The sequence below is a fragment of the Spiroplasma endosymbiont of Halictus nicosiae genome (assembly GCF_978018445.1).
Genome location: NZ_OZ389573.1, coordinates 1,971,048 through 1,989,612, shown reverse-complemented (window position 1 = coordinate 1,989,612; position 18,565 = coordinate 1,971,048). Strand labels below are relative to the sequence as shown.

General features: G+C 24.2%; 29 protein-coding genes and 1 pseudogene. 22 read left to right on the top strand and 8 right to left on the bottom strand.

Annotation, left to right across the window (positions count from 1 at the left end; all coding sequences use genetic code 4):
• The 18 genes from ACZ91P_RS13580 (at position 1) to ACZ91P_RS13495 (ending at position 9,264) form a co-directional block, all read left to right on the top strand.
• Entirely contained in the window at positions 1-942 is a 942-nt protein-coding gene (locus tag ACZ91P_RS13580; protein WP_465156885.1) for a hypothetical protein, read from the top strand.
• A 342-nt stretch (positions 943-1,284) separates the two neighbouring features.
• Positions 1,285-1,614 (top strand): hypothetical protein, encoded by a 330-nt coding sequence (locus ACZ91P_RS13575; protein ID WP_465156883.1) that lies wholly within the window; start codon positions 1,285-1,287, stop codon positions 1,612-1,614.
• A complete protein-coding gene (locus ACZ91P_RS13570; RefSeq protein WP_465156880.1) occupies positions 1,608-2,003 on the top strand; it encodes a hypothetical protein in 396 nt (131 codons plus the stop codon). The genes ACZ91P_RS13575 and ACZ91P_RS13570 overlap by 7 nt, the downstream gene beginning before the upstream one ends.
• Entirely contained in the window at positions 2,004-2,303 is a 300-nt protein-coding gene (locus tag ACZ91P_RS13565; RefSeq protein ID WP_465156878.1) for a hypothetical protein, read from the top strand.
• A complete protein-coding gene (locus ACZ91P_RS13560; protein ID WP_465156876.1) occupies positions 2,303-2,857 on the top strand; it encodes a hypothetical protein in 555 nt (184 codons plus the stop codon). The genes ACZ91P_RS13565 and ACZ91P_RS13560 overlap by 1 nt, the downstream gene beginning before the upstream one ends.
• 15 nt (positions 2,858-2,872) lie before the next feature.
• The gene (locus tag ACZ91P_RS13555) at positions 2,873-3,142 is read left to right on the top strand and encodes a hypothetical protein (protein ID WP_465156874.1); all 270 of its coding nucleotides are present in this window, start codon (positions 2,873-2,875) and stop codon (positions 3,140-3,142) included.
• 13 nt (positions 3,143-3,155) lie between these two features.
• A complete protein-coding gene (locus ACZ91P_RS13550; RefSeq protein WP_465156872.1) occupies positions 3,156-4,412 on the top strand; it encodes a hypothetical protein in 1,257 nt (418 codons plus the stop codon).
• The gene (locus ACZ91P_RS13545; RefSeq protein ID WP_465156870.1) at positions 4,412-4,927 is read left to right on the top strand and encodes a hypothetical protein; all 516 of its coding nucleotides are present in this window, start codon (positions 4,412-4,414) and stop codon (positions 4,925-4,927) included. Before ACZ91P_RS13550 ends, ACZ91P_RS13545 begins: the two co-directional genes overlap by 1 nt.
• 310 nt (positions 4,928-5,237) lie before the next feature.
• Complete coding sequence (locus ACZ91P_RS13540; RefSeq protein ID WP_338988931.1) at positions 5,238-5,477, top strand: hypothetical protein; 240 nt, start codon at positions 5,238-5,240, stop codon at positions 5,475-5,477.
• Positions 5,478-5,996: 519 nt separating this feature from the next.
• Positions 5,997-6,281: a hypothetical protein gene (locus ACZ91P_RS13535; RefSeq protein WP_338991147.1), complete on the top strand. Its 285-nt coding sequence runs from the start codon at positions 5,997-5,999 to the stop codon at positions 6,279-6,281.
• A 9-nt stretch (positions 6,282-6,290) separates the two neighbouring features.
• Positions 6,291-6,449, top strand: coding sequence for a hypothetical protein (locus ACZ91P_RS13530; RefSeq protein WP_465155746.1), 159 nt, complete (start codon positions 6,291-6,293; stop codon positions 6,447-6,449).
• Between the two features lie 13 nt (positions 6,450-6,462).
• Complete coding sequence (locus tag ACZ91P_RS13525) at positions 6,463-6,717, top strand: hypothetical protein (protein ID WP_465155631.1); 255 nt, start codon at positions 6,463-6,465, stop codon at positions 6,715-6,717.
• On the top strand, positions 6,710-6,874 hold the full coding sequence (locus ACZ91P_RS13520; protein ID WP_465155633.1) for a hypothetical protein: 165 nt from the start codon (positions 6,710-6,712) through the stop codon (positions 6,872-6,874). Before ACZ91P_RS13525 ends, ACZ91P_RS13520 begins: the two co-directional genes overlap by 8 nt.
• 2 nt (positions 6,875-6,876) lie before the next feature.
• Positions 6,877-7,014, top strand: coding sequence for a hypothetical protein (locus ACZ91P_RS13515; protein WP_465156867.1), 138 nt, complete (start codon positions 6,877-6,879; stop codon positions 7,012-7,014).
• Between the two features lie 2 nt (positions 7,015-7,016).
• Positions 7,017-7,718, top strand: a complete 702-nt coding sequence (locus ACZ91P_RS13510; protein ID WP_465155637.1) for a hypothetical protein — start codon at positions 7,017-7,019, stop codon at positions 7,716-7,718.
• A gap of 1 nt (position 7,719) precedes the next feature.
• The gene (locus ACZ91P_RS13505) at positions 7,720-8,628 is read left to right on the top strand and encodes a recombinase RecT (RefSeq protein ID WP_465155639.1); all 909 of its coding nucleotides are present in this window, start codon (positions 7,720-7,722) and stop codon (positions 8,626-8,628) included.
• Entirely contained in the window at positions 8,613-9,083 is a 471-nt protein-coding gene (locus ACZ91P_RS13500) for a hypothetical protein (protein WP_465155641.1), read from the top strand. The genes ACZ91P_RS13505 and ACZ91P_RS13500 overlap by 16 nt, the downstream gene beginning before the upstream one ends.
• 4 nt (positions 9,084-9,087) lie before the next feature.
• Positions 9,088-9,264, top strand: a complete 177-nt coding sequence (locus ACZ91P_RS13495) for a hypothetical protein (RefSeq protein ID WP_465155643.1) — start codon at positions 9,088-9,090, stop codon at positions 9,262-9,264.
• Between the two features lie 24 nt (positions 9,265-9,288).
• Here the strand turns inward: ACZ91P_RS13495 and ACZ91P_RS13490 are convergent, their stop codons facing one another.
• Genes ACZ91P_RS13490 through ACZ91P_RS13465 form a run of 6 tightly spaced genes read right to left on the bottom strand, consistent with a single transcriptional unit; the run spans position 9,289 to position 14,272 of the window.
• On the bottom strand, positions 9,289-9,687 hold the full coding sequence (locus ACZ91P_RS13490) for a hypothetical protein (protein WP_465155645.1): 399 nt from the start codon (positions 9,685-9,687) through the stop codon (positions 9,289-9,291).
• A gap of 44 nt (positions 9,688-9,731) precedes the next feature.
• Positions 9,732-10,283 carry a hypothetical protein gene (locus ACZ91P_RS13485; protein ID WP_465155647.1) on the bottom strand — a complete coding sequence of 184 codons (552 nt, stop codon included), beginning with the start codon at positions 10,281-10,283 and terminating at the stop codon, positions 9,732-9,734.
• 23 nt (positions 10,284-10,306) lie between these two features.
• A complete protein-coding gene (locus ACZ91P_RS13480) occupies positions 10,307-11,758 on the bottom strand; it encodes a hypothetical protein (RefSeq protein ID WP_465155649.1) in 1,452 nt (483 codons plus the stop codon).
• Positions 11,748-12,686, bottom strand: coding sequence for a hypothetical protein (locus tag ACZ91P_RS13475; protein ID WP_465155651.1), 939 nt, complete (start codon positions 12,684-12,686; stop codon positions 11,748-11,750). The genes ACZ91P_RS13480 and ACZ91P_RS13475 overlap by 11 nt, the downstream gene beginning before the upstream one ends.
• Before the next feature lie 6 nt (positions 12,687-12,692).
• Positions 12,693-13,793 (bottom strand): hypothetical protein, encoded by a 1,101-nt coding sequence (locus ACZ91P_RS13470; protein WP_465156865.1) that lies wholly within the window; start codon positions 13,791-13,793, stop codon positions 12,693-12,695.
• A 17-nt stretch (positions 13,794-13,810) separates the two neighbouring features.
• Positions 13,811-14,272, bottom strand: a complete 462-nt coding sequence (locus ACZ91P_RS13465; protein WP_465155655.1) for a hypothetical protein — start codon at positions 14,270-14,272, stop codon at positions 13,811-13,813.
• 345 nt (positions 14,273-14,617) lie between these two features.
• Here ACZ91P_RS13465 and ACZ91P_RS13460 point away from each other — a divergent pair, with 345 nt between their 5' ends.
• Positions 14,618-14,785 (top strand): hypothetical protein, encoded by a 168-nt coding sequence (locus tag ACZ91P_RS13460; RefSeq protein WP_465155657.1) that lies wholly within the window; start codon positions 14,618-14,620, stop codon positions 14,783-14,785.
• 89 nt (positions 14,786-14,874) lie between these two features.
• Here ACZ91P_RS13460 and ACZ91P_RS13455 read toward each other — a convergent pair whose 3' ends face one another.
• Together ACZ91P_RS13455 and ACZ91P_RS13450 are read right to left on the bottom strand one after the other, a co-directional pair.
• Positions 14,875-15,015: a lipoprotein gene (locus ACZ91P_RS13455; protein ID WP_465156863.1), complete on the bottom strand. Its 141-nt coding sequence runs from the start codon at positions 15,013-15,015 to the stop codon at positions 14,875-14,877.
• Positions 15,016-15,027: 12 nt separating this feature from the next.
• Entirely contained in the window at positions 15,028-15,729 is a 702-nt protein-coding gene (locus tag ACZ91P_RS13450) for a hypothetical protein (RefSeq protein ID WP_465156861.1), read from the bottom strand.
• A gap of 96 nt (positions 15,730-15,825) precedes the next feature.
• On the opposite strand from ACZ91P_RS13450, the pseudogene ACZ91P_RS13445 reads away from it, so the two are divergent.
• The 3 genes and pseudogenes from ACZ91P_RS13445 to ACZ91P_RS13435 all read left to right on the top strand — a co-directional run bounded on the left by ACZ91P_RS13445 (position 15,826) and on the right by ACZ91P_RS13435 (position 18,396).
• Positions 15,826-16,761, top strand: a pseudogene (locus ACZ91P_RS13445) (IS30 family transposase).
• A 460-nt stretch (positions 16,762-17,221) separates the two neighbouring features.
• Positions 17,222-18,028 (top strand): NAD(+)/NADH kinase, encoded by an 807-nt coding sequence (locus tag ACZ91P_RS13440; protein ID WP_465156859.1) that lies wholly within the window; start codon positions 17,222-17,224, stop codon positions 18,026-18,028.
• Between the two features lie 2 nt (positions 18,029-18,030).
• Positions 18,031-18,396 (top strand): PTS sugar transporter subunit IIB, encoded by a 366-nt coding sequence (locus ACZ91P_RS13435; RefSeq protein ID WP_338991474.1) that lies wholly within the window; start codon positions 18,031-18,033, stop codon positions 18,394-18,396.
• The last annotated feature ends 169 nt before the right edge of the window (positions 18,397-18,565 follow it).

The following is an 18,565-nucleotide window of genomic DNA, read 5'->3' as shown; positions in this document are numbered from 1 at the left end:
ATGCCAATTGGAACATCTAAAACAGCCCTTATTTATGCTGTTAAAAAAAATACAACTAGATTGTCAATCCAACAACAAGAAAAAAATTTTGGTTTACAGTTATTAGAATTTTTAGGAATTCAAGTTTTAGCACTTGGTTTATCAGTTTTAACTGGTGGTATTGCTTCGGCTGTTGGTTTTGGTGCGGGATTATCTAATTTTGCCGCAGCATTTATCTCATTTGGAGTAGAAACAGCAACCGATTTTGCCGTAAATCAAATATACGATAAATTAACATCAGAAGTGACAGTAAAAAGTACTGCCTTAAATTTGCTACCTGCAATTGGTGGTATTGGAAAATTAACGCGTGCTGCTCGAACAACTAAAATTTTAAAATTAGCGAAAGAAACTAAACTACTTGAAAAATTAGGTGTAATAACTGATAATAATTTAGAAGATGTTGTAAGACAAGTTAGAGGTAAAAAGATTTTATCTGATAAATTAATATTTGATTTTACAAAACAAGCTAATAATGAAACTTTATTATATACAATTGGAAAATTAGCCCGAAATAATTTTTATAAGGGTTTTAAAGTTTCTAAATTAGAAACAATTAATAATTTATTAAAAATTGAAAAAAATATTCAAAAAATAAGTCCTACATTAGTTCAAAAAATACCACGCATAAATGAAATAAATGCTAATAAATGATTGTCTGAATATGGATTAAATATTGATAAAATAAGCAAAATTAATACTAATGAGTGATATAACATAATGACTAATCTTCATAAAAAAGGTGTTGGTAAAAACCTGATATTAAATGCTAATTTAATGCGGGGCAGTAAAATATATAATAATAAATTATTAAATATTTTTCATCAAACACCAATTAAATTAAATAAAATTTTAAATCATTTAAACCCAAATTTTTATATTCAAAAAGTAACTAAAAATTATTAGCCCCAATTGAAAAACAAATAATTACTATTAAACAAAAAGTAATTAGTAAAATTACTGATAAAACTAAAAAAATATTATCTAAATTTGAAACTAAGGCTATTAAAAAAGGTCAATTATTACCTCTTGCTTATGGTTCTGATGTTTTTTTAGCAGTTAAAATTGTTCCTTTATCAGTTGCGGGTGAAGTTGCTTTAACAATATATTATAAAAATCCTAAATATGCCCCTATTGTCGTTATGACAACTTTAATCAAAGCAGAACAGTTTGCTTTGGCTCCTGAACCGTTTAAATTCTATATGAACAGTGAGTGGTTTATTGGTTGGGGATTTTAAAAAAACAAGTTTGTTTAATTTAGTTTCTTTTGCCCCACTTGTTTATCAGCAAGTAGTAAAAGATAGTTTTAAAATATATCGGACAATTGCTAAGATATTAAAAATGCAAGAACAATTTAAAAATAACTTTAATAAATATAAATTGTTAAATACGCTAGAAGATAGTGCGGTTACTAGTTTGTTAGGTAATGGACTAGTATTTCAAGCATATAAACAACTCAGAACAAAACAAGATTTAAACAAAACAATTAAAACAAAAACATTACTAAATAGTAAAAAATTTATATTAAAGAAAATATATTCTAAAAAAGTAAATGATAAGGAGATGATTAAATGTTAAATGAATTATGACAAAATGTTACTTTGGAAAATTATAATAATTTTATTCCAATGACAGGTAAAATTACACAAGTTCCAGTTCGTTATAATAAGTTTTTTAAAGATGATGTAGAATTATGATTTAAAACATTTGCTTTAAGAGCCCAAAATATGATTAATTCTTACTTAAACTATCCATTTTCAAAACTAAAGTTTGAAACATTTAAAGATCCATTATTAAAGAAAATTTGTATTAATATGGTGTTTATTACGATTGAGCATTGAACATTTAATCGCATTCCAATTGAATTTTTTACTTCGGCAAATATGAGTGTTGGTGATATTAATTATTCATCGCAAAATGACCCTATGATTACTTGACAAGGTATATTGCCTACCTATGCAAAATAATTGGCTAATTTAACAACTTTAAAGAAAATGTTTCGTACTTTTCAAGAAGAAGGTATTGATTTAACAATGATTGATTTAGAAGCATATTATACTCAATTAGAAGTTGATGCTTTAATAGAAAAAGAAAAAACTAAGATTGACAATAAAACTATTGTTAAAAATAACAATAATGAAATAAATGTTCCCTTTGATAATGATACTATTTATGAAAAAATGGTGTCTGAAAAGCAAAACAAAGTGGCGGTAGTGATATTAAAATTGATAATAAAACAATTATTAAAAATACTGCTGATGAATTAATGGTTTCAGATTTAAAACAAAATAAAATAACTTTATTACCTAATAGTAGTGGTCGTGTTAATGCTGATTTTAATGTTGAAAACGGGGAATTAAGAATTTGAGACCCTAGTTTTGAAGGTGGTAAAAATACTGCTGATTATATGATTATTGATAGTACAGTTGCGGGAATTGAAAGTACTGATGATACATTTGGTACTACTAAATATTTAGATAAATTTTATTTACAGAAAAAAGATTTACCTAAAATATCAAATGATTGAAAAGTTGTTGATACTAGTGATTTTGTTCAAGATTCTAAAGGATATAAAATTAAAAATTTTAATAAGTCAGAATATTATTATCGTTTATGGTGTTATACAACGCTTGAGATAGAACTATATATAATTACGAATATAAACTTTAAAGGTCAATTAGCAAGTGGAATATCATATGGAAATAATCCAAGTCGTTGAATTACCATTCAATTATTTTCCAACGGTGAGTTTAAATTATCATCAATATCAAATAGTGTTGAAATTAAAGGATTGTATATTGAAAGAAAAAAAGTAAGTTAGGAAGGAGATGGTATTATGCCAAAAGTAACTATTAAAGATATGATTATGTTTTTGAAAATCTTTGGAGTTTCATCATTGTTTTTTATTGCCGGAATTATTATTTGTTTTATCGGAGAAAAAACATTAGGTATTTCTTGACCAGCATATGTTATTGTTTCAGCAATGCTTATTGGAGCAGGAATTATAGTTTTAATTATTGAAACTATTAGATTTATCAAAACTCAAAACAAACAACAAAAACAAGATAGTATTGAAGATGTTATTAAAAAAGAAGATACGAAATAAAGAGGTGATATAAATGGGATTGTTACCAGTAAAAAAGAAATTAAAAAAAGAATATGATATTGATAGTTATTATCTTAATTTAGCATCAACGATTACTAATCGTAAAAATGTTACTGTTCAAAAACATAATGAAATTTTAGAAAAAAGAATTTGTGAAGATAATGCTAATTTTTTAAATCCACGTGATTTAGAAATTAGCATTTATAATCCAATTAATAATAAACAGATAGATACTAAATTAATTAATAACTTTTTAAAAATACAAGACTTTACTAATAAGAATTGATATAACGAATATAAAATTAATAAGAATGGTAAAGGTGCATATTTTATTTTTGCTAATAATTCAAAACTTAATTTTATTACGATTGATTTTTACAATGACCAATATGACGAATTAGGTAATTTAGTTTCGTGTACTTTTGATTATGACCCTTATATTAAAAATGACCAGAGTGTTTTTATTACTGAAAAATTAGAAATTAATTATGTAACTAAACAAGTAAAAGTTATTAGAAAGTTAAAAACACGATTATACAGTACTATTACCGACTTATATATTGATGATACTAAATGAAATAACTATACAACATTACAAAGAGAGGAAATATTGCCACTTAATTTTATTCCGATTGAAATTATTCCTAATAACCCTAATTTTGAACCTTCTGCTCGTTATGGTAAACAATTTGCTAGTATTTTAGATATTATTGCGGAAAAGATTATGTTAGACCCATTATTAAATAGTGGTAAATTTACCATTAATACTAATGGAGTTACTGGTGTTGTTGACCAAGAAATTAGTAAAATGTTAGCTTCGTTTATTGAAAATGACTTGTTATTAGTTGAAGGAGACCCCGATAGTAATTTTCAACCAGTAGACTATATTGCTGGTAATTTTAAAGGTGAACAATTAACCAAAATATATGATTGATTATTAACTAATTACTATAAAATAAATCGCCACCATGTTCCCGCAATCGCTAAGGGGGCTCAACAAACACAAGCGGAAGTTGCTGGTGTTAATATTCAAACAAACGCTTCGTATGAACAAATGATATATATCAGAGAAATTAAATTAACTGAATTCATTATTAAGTTAATTAAATATGATAATGCTATTTTAAATAGTAGAACATTTAATATTAAAAATATTGATGATTTAATTGTTGATGTTCGCTTACCAGTAAATGCAACTTTAAACAGACAATTAAATAACAATGAAACTATTATAAATATACCTAATGAAGAACAAGGAGAACAAAAATAATGTTAAAACCATCAGAAAAAATGTTAGCACAATTAGCGGAAAATGATGAACCAATTGACTATTCAATCGATAGTATTTCGTTAGATTTTGCTGCTCAATCGCAGTACAGCAACCCTGACTTAGAACAATTATTTACTGAAGACCGTGCAAGAACCTTATATATTTATAAAATTAATAATCTTGTTAAGACAAAGCAAAAACCAATCTTAAATTACTCTCAAAATAGCGTTAAAATAGGTTTTATTGACAAAGATGAATATATTAAAATAACTGGTTATGAAATTAGTGATTTTAACTTTAAATTACAAATTCAACAAAATACCACAGTCCAAGATAATAGCACAAGTTATGTAATGATTGATGAAAAAGATATTTTAATTAATGATATTTCAAAACAAGACAAAGAATTTTTAGAAACATTAGACTTAAAAATAGTATTTATTAATGAACAAATTACAGAAGACAACAAAAATGAATGTTACATCATTGAAGAATACAAACGTGGTCGCATGTAAAAAAGAAGGGTTTTAACAAATACATAGAAATTGAATAAAAATAATAAACCATTTACTAAAATGGTTTTTTTATTTGTAAAACCAAAATTATTAATTGATTCAGAGAAAGGACAGCATCTTAAATTCTTAAAATAGAAACTTTTTATTACAACTTTTTGATACCCTCTTTAAGTTGTTTACACATTTATTAAATATCTTAGAAATCTTTATAAAGTGTACCTGTTTTTTCTCCAATTTTAAGGTGTTGTCCTTTCTCTGTTTCAGTTAATTAATTTGCTAATAAAAAACTTAATAAAGGAAGGAGTAGGTAATGAAAATTAATAAGCAACAAACAATATGTGATGTTGATAATTGCTATAAAGCAATATCATTCATTACCGAAGAATTTTTATCAAATAAAGTTTTATGAACTTGTGAAAAACATAAAGATTTATTGAATAAAGTAAAAGATAAAACACAAAAGCGGTTTTATAAACGCCTAGAAAATTCAAAAATTATCTTTGATTATGAAACTGGTTTATTAAAACTTAAATTTTATAAAACAACTTAATGCAGAGCGAAACGGTTATTTTAAATAACTAAGTGTTTTTATTCCACAGCCGGCCGAGGCAAGTACTGAAATAGTGTATGAGGAAAAATGTAAATCGGCGCTGGTTCATTAGAACTAAGCGATAGTCGTGATAAGTCCAAGGTTAATATCAAACGACAATAAAAATAGAGATAGTGACTTTACAATTAAATTTGCGAAAAGTGTGGTTGGTTGGAGTTTTATAGCATTTGGTCCTTTAAAATGCGAGTGAATTTTTAATTTAAAAACTGAACGTCAAATCCCAGAGCAAAAGCACAAATGGGCACGGATAAAGGAAGACATATATATGTCTGGCGTCAATATTAAAAAAACAACTGTGGATTATTAAACATTCAAACAATTAACATATCGCCACCGCTCACCCCCAGTGAGGCGGATGGCGTAGTAAGTAAATAGATAAATACTTATATAACTAATTCTCGCTTGGCACTTTCACTTGGGAGTGAGTGCCAGCGAGTTAAAACTAGGAGGAAAAAATAAATGACAGAATATAAAAGTAAATATATTAATAAAACTTGAAATGAAATAACAACATCATTTTATTGAGTTAATTGTCAACCTATTAATTGTCGTATTTCACATCATAAAAAACATTATGATTTGCAATGTTTAGAATGAGCCAAAATGTACTTAAATTTATTTAAAGATAAATGAGATGTTATTGCTTCTTATATGCAATATTACAAAATTAACGATATTTTAGATTTAGCTTCTGATGGTTGAAAAATATTACAAATTGACCAAAAAATCAAAGGAATAATTTAGGAGGTTTATATGAAAAAGTTAAATAAAATTTGTCTTAAAAAAAGATATTGAGGTTATTGCTTTAAATGTAATCAAGAAAATAAATTAAATGAATTAATGCTTAAAAGTTATTCAGTATCATTTGAAGATATGACTGATGAACATTGAGCATTAGGAAAACAAAATTAGGAGGAAATAAAAAATGATATGTAATAAAGCATTAAAAATTACCAATAAAGATATTATTTATGCACAAATTGATAGTGATTATTCAGATAATTTAGAGTTAAATTTATATCTTAAATTTGGTGATGAGGAACGACATGTGGGTAATATTTCATTGCCAACAAATTTTGACTTAAATTGCAAATGATATGAAATTGATGAAGTTAAAAGTTTAATTAGTGATTATTTAGCAGATGAAGAAGCAGATTATGAGGTGATAAATTATGAATAAAAGATACTTATTAGTAACAAAAGATAAATATAGCTTAAATACTACATATTTTTATACATTTGATGAGGCAAGAATTTATTCTGAAAATTTAAATTATTGTAAAACTACAATTATTGATTTAGAAAACAAAAATATTAAATGACAAGGATGTGAGTAAATATGTGAAAAGATGAAGATGGTAAGGTTTATACCGAAGAAGACTTATTTAATATAGCATTAGAAAAATGTCACTCAGAAGACGGTGCTTATGAGTATATTGATAATTTAATTATGAATATGAATTTGGAGGAAATTTAATTATGGAAGACTTAAAATTAAATAATGAAGTTAAAAATATTACTTATCCATTTTATTTAAAAGGAAATGATTTTAAAGAATTAAGTTTAAAAGCATTAACAATTAAAAAATGAATTGATGAAAATGGGCAAGAATTAGCAGAATTTATATATCGACAACAAGCTTGATTAATAAATGGAGAATATAAATCACAATCACTAAAAGATTTAAAACTAGTAGTTTCAAAAATTGATTATATTTTTAGAGAACCATTAGAATTAATAAAAAATTTTAAAGATGAATTAAATTTTATTAGAAAAGATATTTTGAATTTAGAAAATAATATTAAAAGTAATCATGATTCTTTTAAAAATAGTGTTATTAATATTCAATTTCAAAAACAAAATGAAATTATTGAAAATCACAAAAAAGAACAATTTTTAGAAATTAAAAGTGTAGCAAAACAAATGCAAGAATTAAAAATTATTACTAGTAATTTTCGTAAAGAAAAATTATTAGTTAAAGATATTGAAGTTATAGGTATTAATGATGATTTTTTACAAAAAGCTGATAAATTAGAACTTATTAATCTTATTAAAAACTATTTAATTGTTGATGAACAAATTGTTAAAAATGAAATTAAAGAACAATGAGATAGTAATAAAGATATTAATTTAATTGGTATTAAAGGTATTAATTTTAAAATAAATAAAGGAGAAAAATAATATGGCAAATATTGTTGAATTTTTAAGAACAGATAAAGCAACAGAATGAATAAAAAGTAAATTTTCAAATGAAAATGAAATTGCAAGATTTAAGAGTAATATAGTTTCAATATCAAACAGTAATGAATTATTACAAAAAGCAGACCCAAAAACAATTATGACCGCTTGTTATCAAGGTGTTTTATTAAATTTACCTATGGAAAAGCAATTCGGATATGCTTATGTCGTTCCATATAATACTAAAATAACAAGAATTATTAATGGTCGTGAAATCCAAGAATGAATTAATCAAGCACAATTTCAAATGGGTTATAAAGGTTATATTCAATTAGCTCAAAGAAGCGGTCAATATTTAGATATGTCAGTATCAGACGTCAGAGAAAATGAATTAGTAAATTATGATAGATTAAAAGGAACTAGTTTTAATTGAATACAAAATGAAGATGAAAGAGAAAAATTACCAATTATAGGTTATGTAGCATATTTTAAAATGGTTAATGGTTTTGAAAAAACATTATATATGACAAAAGAACAAATGGAAAATCATTTTATGAAATATTCTAAAACTTATGCTAAAAATAAATCATTTTATATTGCTAGTTTTGATGAAATGGCACTTAAAACAGTATTAACTAGTTTATTGCGAAAATGAGGTATTATGTCAGTCGAATTACAACAAGCTTATAAATCAGACCAAGCAGTTATTACAACTAATGATGAAAAGATTTATATTGATAATGATAATAATATAAACATAAATAAGAGTCAAATTAGCAACGAAAATATATCAAATAATAATTTATTACATGAATCAAATGAAAGATTGACAGATAATAATGTAGTAAAAGAAGAAGATATATCAAATGTATTACCAACAGTTAACAACGATGAGGAATGAGCGACTTGATAAAAATAGGTATTGACCCATCAGGAACTGGCACTACGGCCGTTGCTATTTTTGAAGATAATAAATTAATTGATAAATCTGAATATACAAATCATTATTGAATTACACAAACCGATATTATTTTAGATAAGTTAAAACAAGATGCAATTATTAATATTGAAGATTGTTTATATACAAATGCTAATGGTTCAAAAGACCGTGATGATTTATTAAAAATAATTGGAGTAATTAAATATGATACACACGAATTAAATAATGTTAATTGAGTATCACCAAAACATACTAAATCAGTTGTTAAAAATATGGAAAATTTAAGTAAATATAATGATAGTTGTATATGAAAATATGATAAAGATAATAATTTAACTTATCAATATGGTAAAGGTTGATTCTATAATAATGAGAAAATAAGTAATCATTTACGAGATGCCATTATTATTGCTAATTATGAAGGTTAATATTATGAAAAATTCATATAATCAAAAAACAGAAAAATATTATTCTAAATTAATTCGTAATGTTAATATTTACTTAAATGAAAATGAAGAAAAAGTTTGAAATGAATTTAATGGCCTTACTTATTCACAACGAATAGAACATCTTATTAATTTTTATATAAAACACAATAAAGAAAAATAAAAAATAACCTTAATTGGTTATTTTTTAAATGCTATTTGTTAGTTGTCTAATAGCATCTTTTTGTTGTTGTTTTTTGTCATTTACTTTAACTTGTTTTTTAACATTTTTAATTTGACCTGTTTTTAATGCTAATTCTGTTGCATAATCAGGCCCTCGTAAATGTTTTTCGTGGGCAATAACAGCAGTTCTTAATTCTCTAATTTCTGCTTTATATTTTTTAATTTTTTTAGCAGATAATCCAAGAATACCAAGACTACCCATTCCGCCTGCACCTGCTAATACAAGTAAAGCAATTACTATTTCATTACTAATTTCCATTTTAATATTTCCTTTCTTATCCTTACTCAAACAGTGGCCATCTATTTTTTCAAAACAAAATAATTTATAAATTAAACTATATAACCACCCAAAAATATCAACCACCCCTAATATATAGTCTATTTTAAATTTAATTCTTTGTTATTTTCTTATGTTATACCATCTAAATTATTTCATTGTTTTGCTATTCTTGGTTGAATAACACGCGGATTAATTCGACATTCTAAACAATGTCTTAAATGGTCTTTTTTTCATTTTGATTTATCAATTCAAATAATAATTAAAGAAATTATTAAAGTAATTAAAGGTAATATTGTAAATACTAATCCCATTTTAGATATTTTTAATCGTGGTATATCAATTTTCATATCTACTTTTGGTTTACTACTAGCAACAAATATACCCTGAATTCCGTGTGTAAATAAAGGGGTTAATAATATGGCAATTCCATTACCTCAATATTGACCATAATTATATCAATTAATATTATCTTTTATTGCATTAATCATGCCATATTCTAATCAACAATTTAATGCTAAAAATATCAATGTATAAAAACTAACTACTCAACTACGAATTTTATATTTCCTTTCTCATTCTCTAATATCTTTATGAGTTCAATTATAAGTCGGAATAGGGTCTTTTTTAAATCAATTTCAAGGTAAGACACCCTTTAATCAAGTCATTTTATCTTGTTTCATAATTATTTACCTCATTTAATTTTTTATTCATTTTTATTTAATTCTAATCATTTTTTGTTAAATAATTCTTTAATATCATTTCTATTATTTGAAATAATTCTTCATACTGGGTGTTTTTCAAGTAAGTTTAATTCATTAATAGTTGTTGCACTATTTATTTTTCTTATCAATATATCATAAGAATCCGATGTTTCTTTTGAAAAATCAGTATCCATATCACGCTTATAAATAGAATGTGGTTCATCTGCCCTTAATTCGCTATTATTTATTAATTTTCTTTTAATTGTTAAATCTTTAATAACAATATTATTTGTGTAATTTGAAATTGAGCCGTCTTGCTTAATTGTTATTCTTTCATATGAATTATCTGCTAAAAATGTAAAAATTGATTTTTGTGATATTGTTTCAAAATAATATGTTACAAATTTATTAGCAGATGCATAATCTGTTATTGAAATTGATATTTTATAGTAATATTTTGTTAAATCATAATTTGGAATTTTAAATGTTAATTTTTCGTTTGCTTCTGGATAATTAATTAATTCTCAATCATTGCCACCACTAATAGATATATCACCACTGCCTAATAATGAAGAACCATTAATAGTTTTAATATTTGTACCGCTTACTAATTTATCTTGTTTAAGATTAATATCTTGTGATGTTTTTACAATATATTTACCATCAACTTTTTCAATATAATTTTTATTTAAATCACTATCTTTAATAATATCTGTTGGAATATCGCCACTTTGTTTTGCTTTTCAGACATTATTTTCATAATAAATACTATCATTATCAAATGGAACAATAAGTTTAATATATTCGTTATAATCAATTTTAGAAAAATCATTAACAGTTGGATAAAAAATATTTATTGAATTATCTGTTTGCAATCGTTCTTTTAATCAAAATAATAATGTTGGATAAAAAGTTTTTTTACTAATATGTTTATATTCTTCTTCTCATGAATGAGCATAATTATCTAAACTATAATTATATGGTCTAGATACTGTTTTACTAGATATAATATCAATTATTTCACCTGCTAATTTTAAAGCATTTTTAACATCTCTGGTAATATTTTCATTTGCTTCAGGGTCATTAGTTTGTGAATAAGCAACTCCACCTTGTGAAAATGATGCACTACCAGTTAAATCATTTACTCCTTTTGGTAAATATCAATTAATAACTGCTAATAAACAAGCAGATTGAATATAACTTAATCATTTATCATATTCAATTAAACCAGTATTATCTTTTTTTACTCATGGAAATAATTCTTTTTTATTAATCTTATCGGAAATTGTTCCACCTGATAATCTATCCATTCATAAACTAGTTTTTAAAATAGCATTATAAATTAAATTATCATTATAAGCAGATTGTTTTCTTTCATTAATAGGTTGTCAAAGTTTACTTTCTTTAACATCTTCAACTGTTATAAATAATAAATTATTTAAATTATTTTTCATATAATACACCTCTTAATTTATTACGATATTTATTTTTTAAATTACTTGGCTTATAACTATTAACTCTTGCTTTTGCTTTCTTAATTTTTTTAATAGTTTGATTAGTTTTGTAAAAAATATTTTTAACTGGTGTTTTATATAAATTCTTAATATTTTTAACATCACTTCGGCGTTCACGATATCATTTTTTATTATTAATTTCACCAGCAAAATTAAAATTAAAATGTCCAATTTTTAAATTATTAATAAACTTTTTAATTTGTTGTAATTTTTGAACTGTTGGTAATGTTAATTTAGTAGTTCCTTTGGGATATTTTTCTTTTAATGCTTGTGGTAATCGTTTTTTAATATAATATCTTAAATGATTAGGTAATCATTTTCTTAATCAATAACGCCAAAATAAAGATCCTGCATTAGATACAGCATTACTTAATAATTTTCATATTTCAACTGGAACACTAGGATAAACATAAGGTCCATAAAATTTCGGATGTTTTGCTGTTTTTGTATATATTAAAATAGTTAAATTACCTGTTAAAGTTAATTTATTTGTAATATTAAACATACCACTATCAAGTCAACTACTATTTAAAGGTTGTCAATTAGTATTTAAATAATTTTCATTTTTAAATTGTTTTCTATTTTTAATATTATTATCTTTTTCTAATTGACTTAATATTTGTTGAATTTCTTTTTTATGACCTTTTTTAATTAAATCTAAATAAGTAAATGGATTTAATCACTGATAAATATCTTCAACTTTATTTGTAATTTTATTATATTTATCACTAATATAATTAATTGGCTTTAATATTTTATTTTTAACTTGATTAACTCTATTAATTAAATTTACAAATTTACTTATTAAAGGTTTATTTTCTAAATTAGATACTAATAAAGTTAAAACGCGTAATATTAGTAAATTCATTTTATATTAACCTTGATTATTTGGTTTTGATTCTGGTTTTGATGCTGAAATTAGATAATCAACTGGAACTCTAAAAGTTTTATTTAGATTACTTTTAGCGGCAGTAATTTCATCTTGGCTTGGTTGTTTTTCCAAAATAATTTTACATGTTTTAGGATATAAAATAGTTGGTGTTGCATATTGAACTTTACCAATTCATTTAGGATTAGCAGTATCATTATCTAAAACTTGTTGAATAGTATCCATATTAATTGGATAAGCTCATACTTGTTTATTAATAATTAAACCATTTACATTAGTAAAATTATAACCTTTATCACGGTTAACTTGTCCTTTTGTATATGTTTTTTCTAAATGAAAGCTTTTTGATACTGGAATACCCATTGCTGTATTTTCATATAATTCACCATTAACCATCGATTTTAGTTGTGCTTGTGAACCAATTACTTTTAAAAAAGCAGGTGTTAATCCTAAATATGATCTTCGACCTAAAACCATAAACATTTTATCTGTTGGTAAACCAAAATATAAATTACTAATTTGATTTGTTAATTCAATCAAAGTTTCATTTAATGTAAAGAATGCTTTATTTGCATCATCTGCATTTTCTGCTGTATAACTACGAAATGGAATTACTTCATATTGACCATCTGCTAAACAATAATCATAAATAGCCTGAATTAATTCACATTCTAAATTAACAAATTTATTCTGTACAACACTAGAAATAGCATCAGCAATAACACCATTTTTAATATTTTGTTCTATTAATGCTAAGTCAAAAGCTTCATTCATTAATTTTAAATTAAATCTTTTATCAATAGGAACTGGAATTCTTGTTAATCCCATTGTTTGAGTTGTCCCACCATTTGGTAATGAATAATCATCTTGTCATACCACACGATGAGTTAAATTATATAGTGCTTGTCCTGCATTTGGTAATCAAGCAACTTGTTCTGCGGTTGCAGTAGCATACTGCATAATACTTGCATATTCATTATATAAAGGTCCACGCAATAAAGCATTAACCATATCAACATACGCTTTTTGGTCTGTTGTATTACCTTGTAATATAAAAGGTACTTGTGGCAAGTTAATTGTTGCCATAATATTTCACTCCCTTATTATCTAAGGTTTTTAAGTGTATAATCAGTTATTTTTTTAATTTCATCAGGAGTATATGCTCCTTTTTCTTTAATAGTTTCAATTTCTTCATTTTTATTTTCACTAGATTTTTCAATCATATCTTTAATAAAATTAGTTGGTGAAACTGATGGTTGTTCTTCAACAAACAAATCAGGTTTTAATTCTTTTAAAGTTTGCATTTTTTCAGATAAAGAATTACCACTAACTTTATCTAAATTAGTTTTAATATCTTCAATTTTAGTAGATGGAACATCTTTAAATGCTTTTAATTCATCTAATTCATTAGATAATTTAATAAAGTCTTCTTTTGATATAACATCTTCGCGTTTTTGCACACTTTCTCTAATTTGCTTTGCTTCATTATTAAACTGATTTAAGATATTTTCCGCAATCTCTTCACTTAAACCTTGTTCTATTAATTGTTCTTTTGTAAGTGCCATTTTATAAACTCCTCTTTTTTTATCCTTGTTCGATTAACAAGTCAGCATAACTCTTTTTACGGAAAAAGATTAAACCTATGCTTTTATTATATATTAATATTTTACTAATACAATACTTTTTATATAACCCCTAAACTTAATATCTTTGCTTGCATATATATATATATATATAATGCAGGTAGATCTTGATAAAAAGTTTCAAGATTAAGAAAAGGAGAAAAACAAGTATGAAAAAATTACTTAGGAAGTGTTTTTCTTAAAACAAATAACTTAAAATATCATTTAAATTTACACGGATGAGACTTTAAAAAAGTTTGTGAAACAAACGAAAAAGCTAATATACTTTTGAAAGATTCTTCTATCGGAAGTGTTGGTGGGCTTTTGACGGGTGCAGTAGTTGGTAGTTTTGTTCCAGTTATTGGTACTTTAGTTGGTGGATTTATTGGTGTTGTATTAGGCACTGGAGTTGGCACATCTTATTCTGTTGTAGATTTAATTAATGAATGTTATTAAAATATAATCAATTATATTTTAGTTTAAATACTATAAATTAGTTATATTAAATATATGTAGTTTATATATATTATTAATGTAAAAATATTTTAAGAAGGGGTGGGTACTAAAATTAAAAAAATATTAGGTATTTTAGTAACAGTCACTTTAACAGCAACAAGTACAACTAAACTAGTTGTACTTGTTCCAATTAAAGTAATTGCTCCTATGATACTTAATATTTTTTTCATATTTTAATTCCACTATACTATAGCTGCTATTAATTCTGGTTCTGTCATTTCTCAAATTGATGAAAAAATACTAATAGCTTTTTCACAAAATAATTGAAAAACATCTTCATGTATTAGTACGATACCGTTTTCTATTTGATTAAATAAAATATTAAAAATTTGTTCCCCCGTCATTGAAATTTCTGTAGTTTGATCTGGAATAAATTCACCTTCACTGTCTCTTCATGGGTCTCTAACATAATAAGTATCTTCAAGTATATTTTCTTTATTTGGTTTGATTCCAACAATTAATGCAGCATGAAAACTGCTACCATATCTTTCGCCAAAATCAAATAAACCATCAAACATAACAGGAACTTGTCTAGAAAGAGTTTCCCATATTAAATGTCTTATCCACATTCTTTTTTCTATATCATTTAATCTATTTCAAAATCATTGATTTAAATCAATATTCTTTAAATTAAATCCCAAATTTTTCTCAATTATCGGGTTTAATTTTAATAGTTCAATTACTTCTGAAAATTTAACACCATTATTTACATTTATTTCTGAAAAAAAACTTGCAATTTCTTCTTGTTCTATTTCTTTAAGATCTTTATTATTAAGAATATTATTATCAAATATATTTTTTAAAACTGCAATAACACATCATGAATTAGTTATTTGAAATTGCATTGGTTTTTTCATGCTAGTTTTTCTTAAATCAATTAACACATCTTCTAATATTGGATATGTTATTTCTTGTCTTTTAACTCTATTTAAATTTTTTAAATTATTTGTTTGTAAAATTTTACTTTTAAAGAAAGAATAATGTTAAAAGATTTATTAGAACTTGATTTTTTAAAAAGAAAAAATGGTAAATCCAATATATCTAAAATAGCAAAAATATTGCATAAAAATCGCAATACAATTAGACGAGAAATAAAAAGGTTAAAAGATAATGAATATGACGCTAAATTAGCACACGAAGATTATTTACAAAAACGACAAAAATGTTTTAAAAAATAATCATTATTGCTAAATATTTTAGAATGACTAAATGAAAAATATAACAAATTTCATGATTCACCAGAACAAATTTGTAAAAAATATGAAAAAGAATTTGGTATTAAATTTCCAGTATGTTTTAAAACTTTATATAAATATATTCATTTGGGATTTTTAAATTTCAAGAAATATAATTTGTATTTTCATGGTAGAAAATATAAAACAAAAAATAGGATTGATAATCGCGGTAAAATAAGAAATTTTAGAACTATTGAAGAAGCAAAACATGATAAATATGAATTTGGTTGATTTCAAATGGACACTATGGTTGGTAAAAATAATAGTGTTTGTTTAGTTTTAATCGAAGAATTAACCCAATTTAAAATCATTGAACCATTAAAAGAAAAAACAACAAAAGAAGTTACAAATGCAGTAGAACGAATTTTTTCTAACAGATTTTTTAAAGATAGATGTAAAGGAATAATAACAGATTAAGGCAAAGAATTTGCTGATTGAGAAAAAATTGAAAAAATAACAAATTCTAAAGTTTATTTTTGTGATGCTGGAACTCCAACACAAAAATCCAAAGTTGAAAGAGCAATCCGCGATTTTAGATATTGATTTTTCAAAGGAATTGATTTAAGTATTTATTCAAAAAATTATTATCAAGAAGTTGCTAATATAATAAACTCTAAACTTAAAAAATCTTTACATTGACTATCTTCAAAAGAAGTTTTTATACAAATGTTTAATTTTTAATATAATTACTTATAAAATTTTAATCATTTTATTTTTTGGTGTGTCAAAATTCATAAATTTAAGACAAAACTACTAAATTTTTTTTAAAATAAATTATATTGGACATTTATTTTATTGGTGTTATAATGATAATAAATAAACTGCTACACTTCATAGTACAATTTACAATGATAAAAAAACAAAAAAATTAGAATCTGTTCCTTGCGGCGTATGTAATAAATTTCATACTAAAGAAGGATTAACTTACATTACTTTTACTTTTAAATATATTTTTTGATCAGATAATAAAACTCATTATCATCTTAATCAAACTAATTTATTAAAATTTACTGATATTGAATTATTAACAATTCGCAATAAGAATCATAGTTAGCAAAGCTAACTATTTTTTATTTAATTAAGTTTTCAATTTAAAATAAAGGTATAATATAATTAAATGAAAGAAAAGGTGGCGAGAACAATGGTTAAATATGCAATTATTGCAAATGATTATCAAGAATCAACAAAGTTAGTTAATAAAATTAATAAACTTTTACAAGAAAATGAATTAAAAGAAGTTCTTAGTAACCCACAGTATGTTTTTATCATTGGCGGGGATGGAACTTTATTAAGAGCAGTTAATAAATTTCAAGATATTATTGATAAAGTTTTTTTTATTGTAATTAAATCTGGTTCATTAGGATTTTATGCCAACTATGATGAAAATACTTATCCTAAAGCAATTAAAGCAATTATTAATAATAAAGTTCATATTCGCCAAATGCCATTATTAGAAATTAAATATAATGGTAATCTTATTCGCTATGCATTAAATGAAGCAAAAGTTGTTGACCATGTTAAAACAATTCGTACTGGCATTTATGTTAATAATGATTTATTGGAGCATTTCCGGGGAAGTGGGCTTGTTTTTGCAACTAAAACTGGTTCAACAGGTTATATGCGAGCAATTAATGGTTCCATTATTGCATCTAATATTTCCACTCTATGGCAATTAAAAGAAATTGCTCCGGTGGCAAATTCAACTTTTTCCACAATTAACGCTTCAATTATTTTAGATCAAGATCAAATAATAAGGTTAAATGGTGAGTTGAAAGGAAAAAGTTTAGTGATTGATACTTATGAATCAGAAATTTTAAGTTCCGATGTAGAGTTAAAAATTAGTCAAAAAACATTGAACTTATGCTATGATAAAGAAAATGATTTGAGTCTAATTGCGAAGATCAAGTTATTATTTGCTCATTGCAATGATAACAGAGGAGATGATTAATAATGCAAACTGAATATATTATTATCATTGTTGTGGCAATGATTTTAATGCTGTTGTTTATTTTAATGATGATTTTTCGGAAAAAGATTTTTAATTTTCAAAAAATTCTTGTTCCAAAACAAACGATTTCTTTTTCTATTAATGATTTAATTAGTATTTTAGGAACAAAAACAAATATTACAATGGTTAAAGCAACCTTAACTCGGTTGCGAGTAACAGTAAAAGATTTAGACGAAGTTGATTTGGTTTTGTTAAAAACTAAATTTAAATTAAAAAATATTGATATTGTTGCCCAAACTGTTATTTTGCCATTTGGCAATATCAGTTTAGCAATAAAAGATGAAATGAATAAAATTATTGGAACATAATTATTACAATTTTTTATTATTGTTTATTTTTATCTGCAAATAATTTGTTAAAAGCACTTTCGTGCTTTTTTTGTTACTTTTAAGAGATAATTTAATTATAAAGTGGAGGAAGAATTGCAATGATATTTGAGGCTGTATGTATTATTTAAGGGTTTTAATTAATATCTTA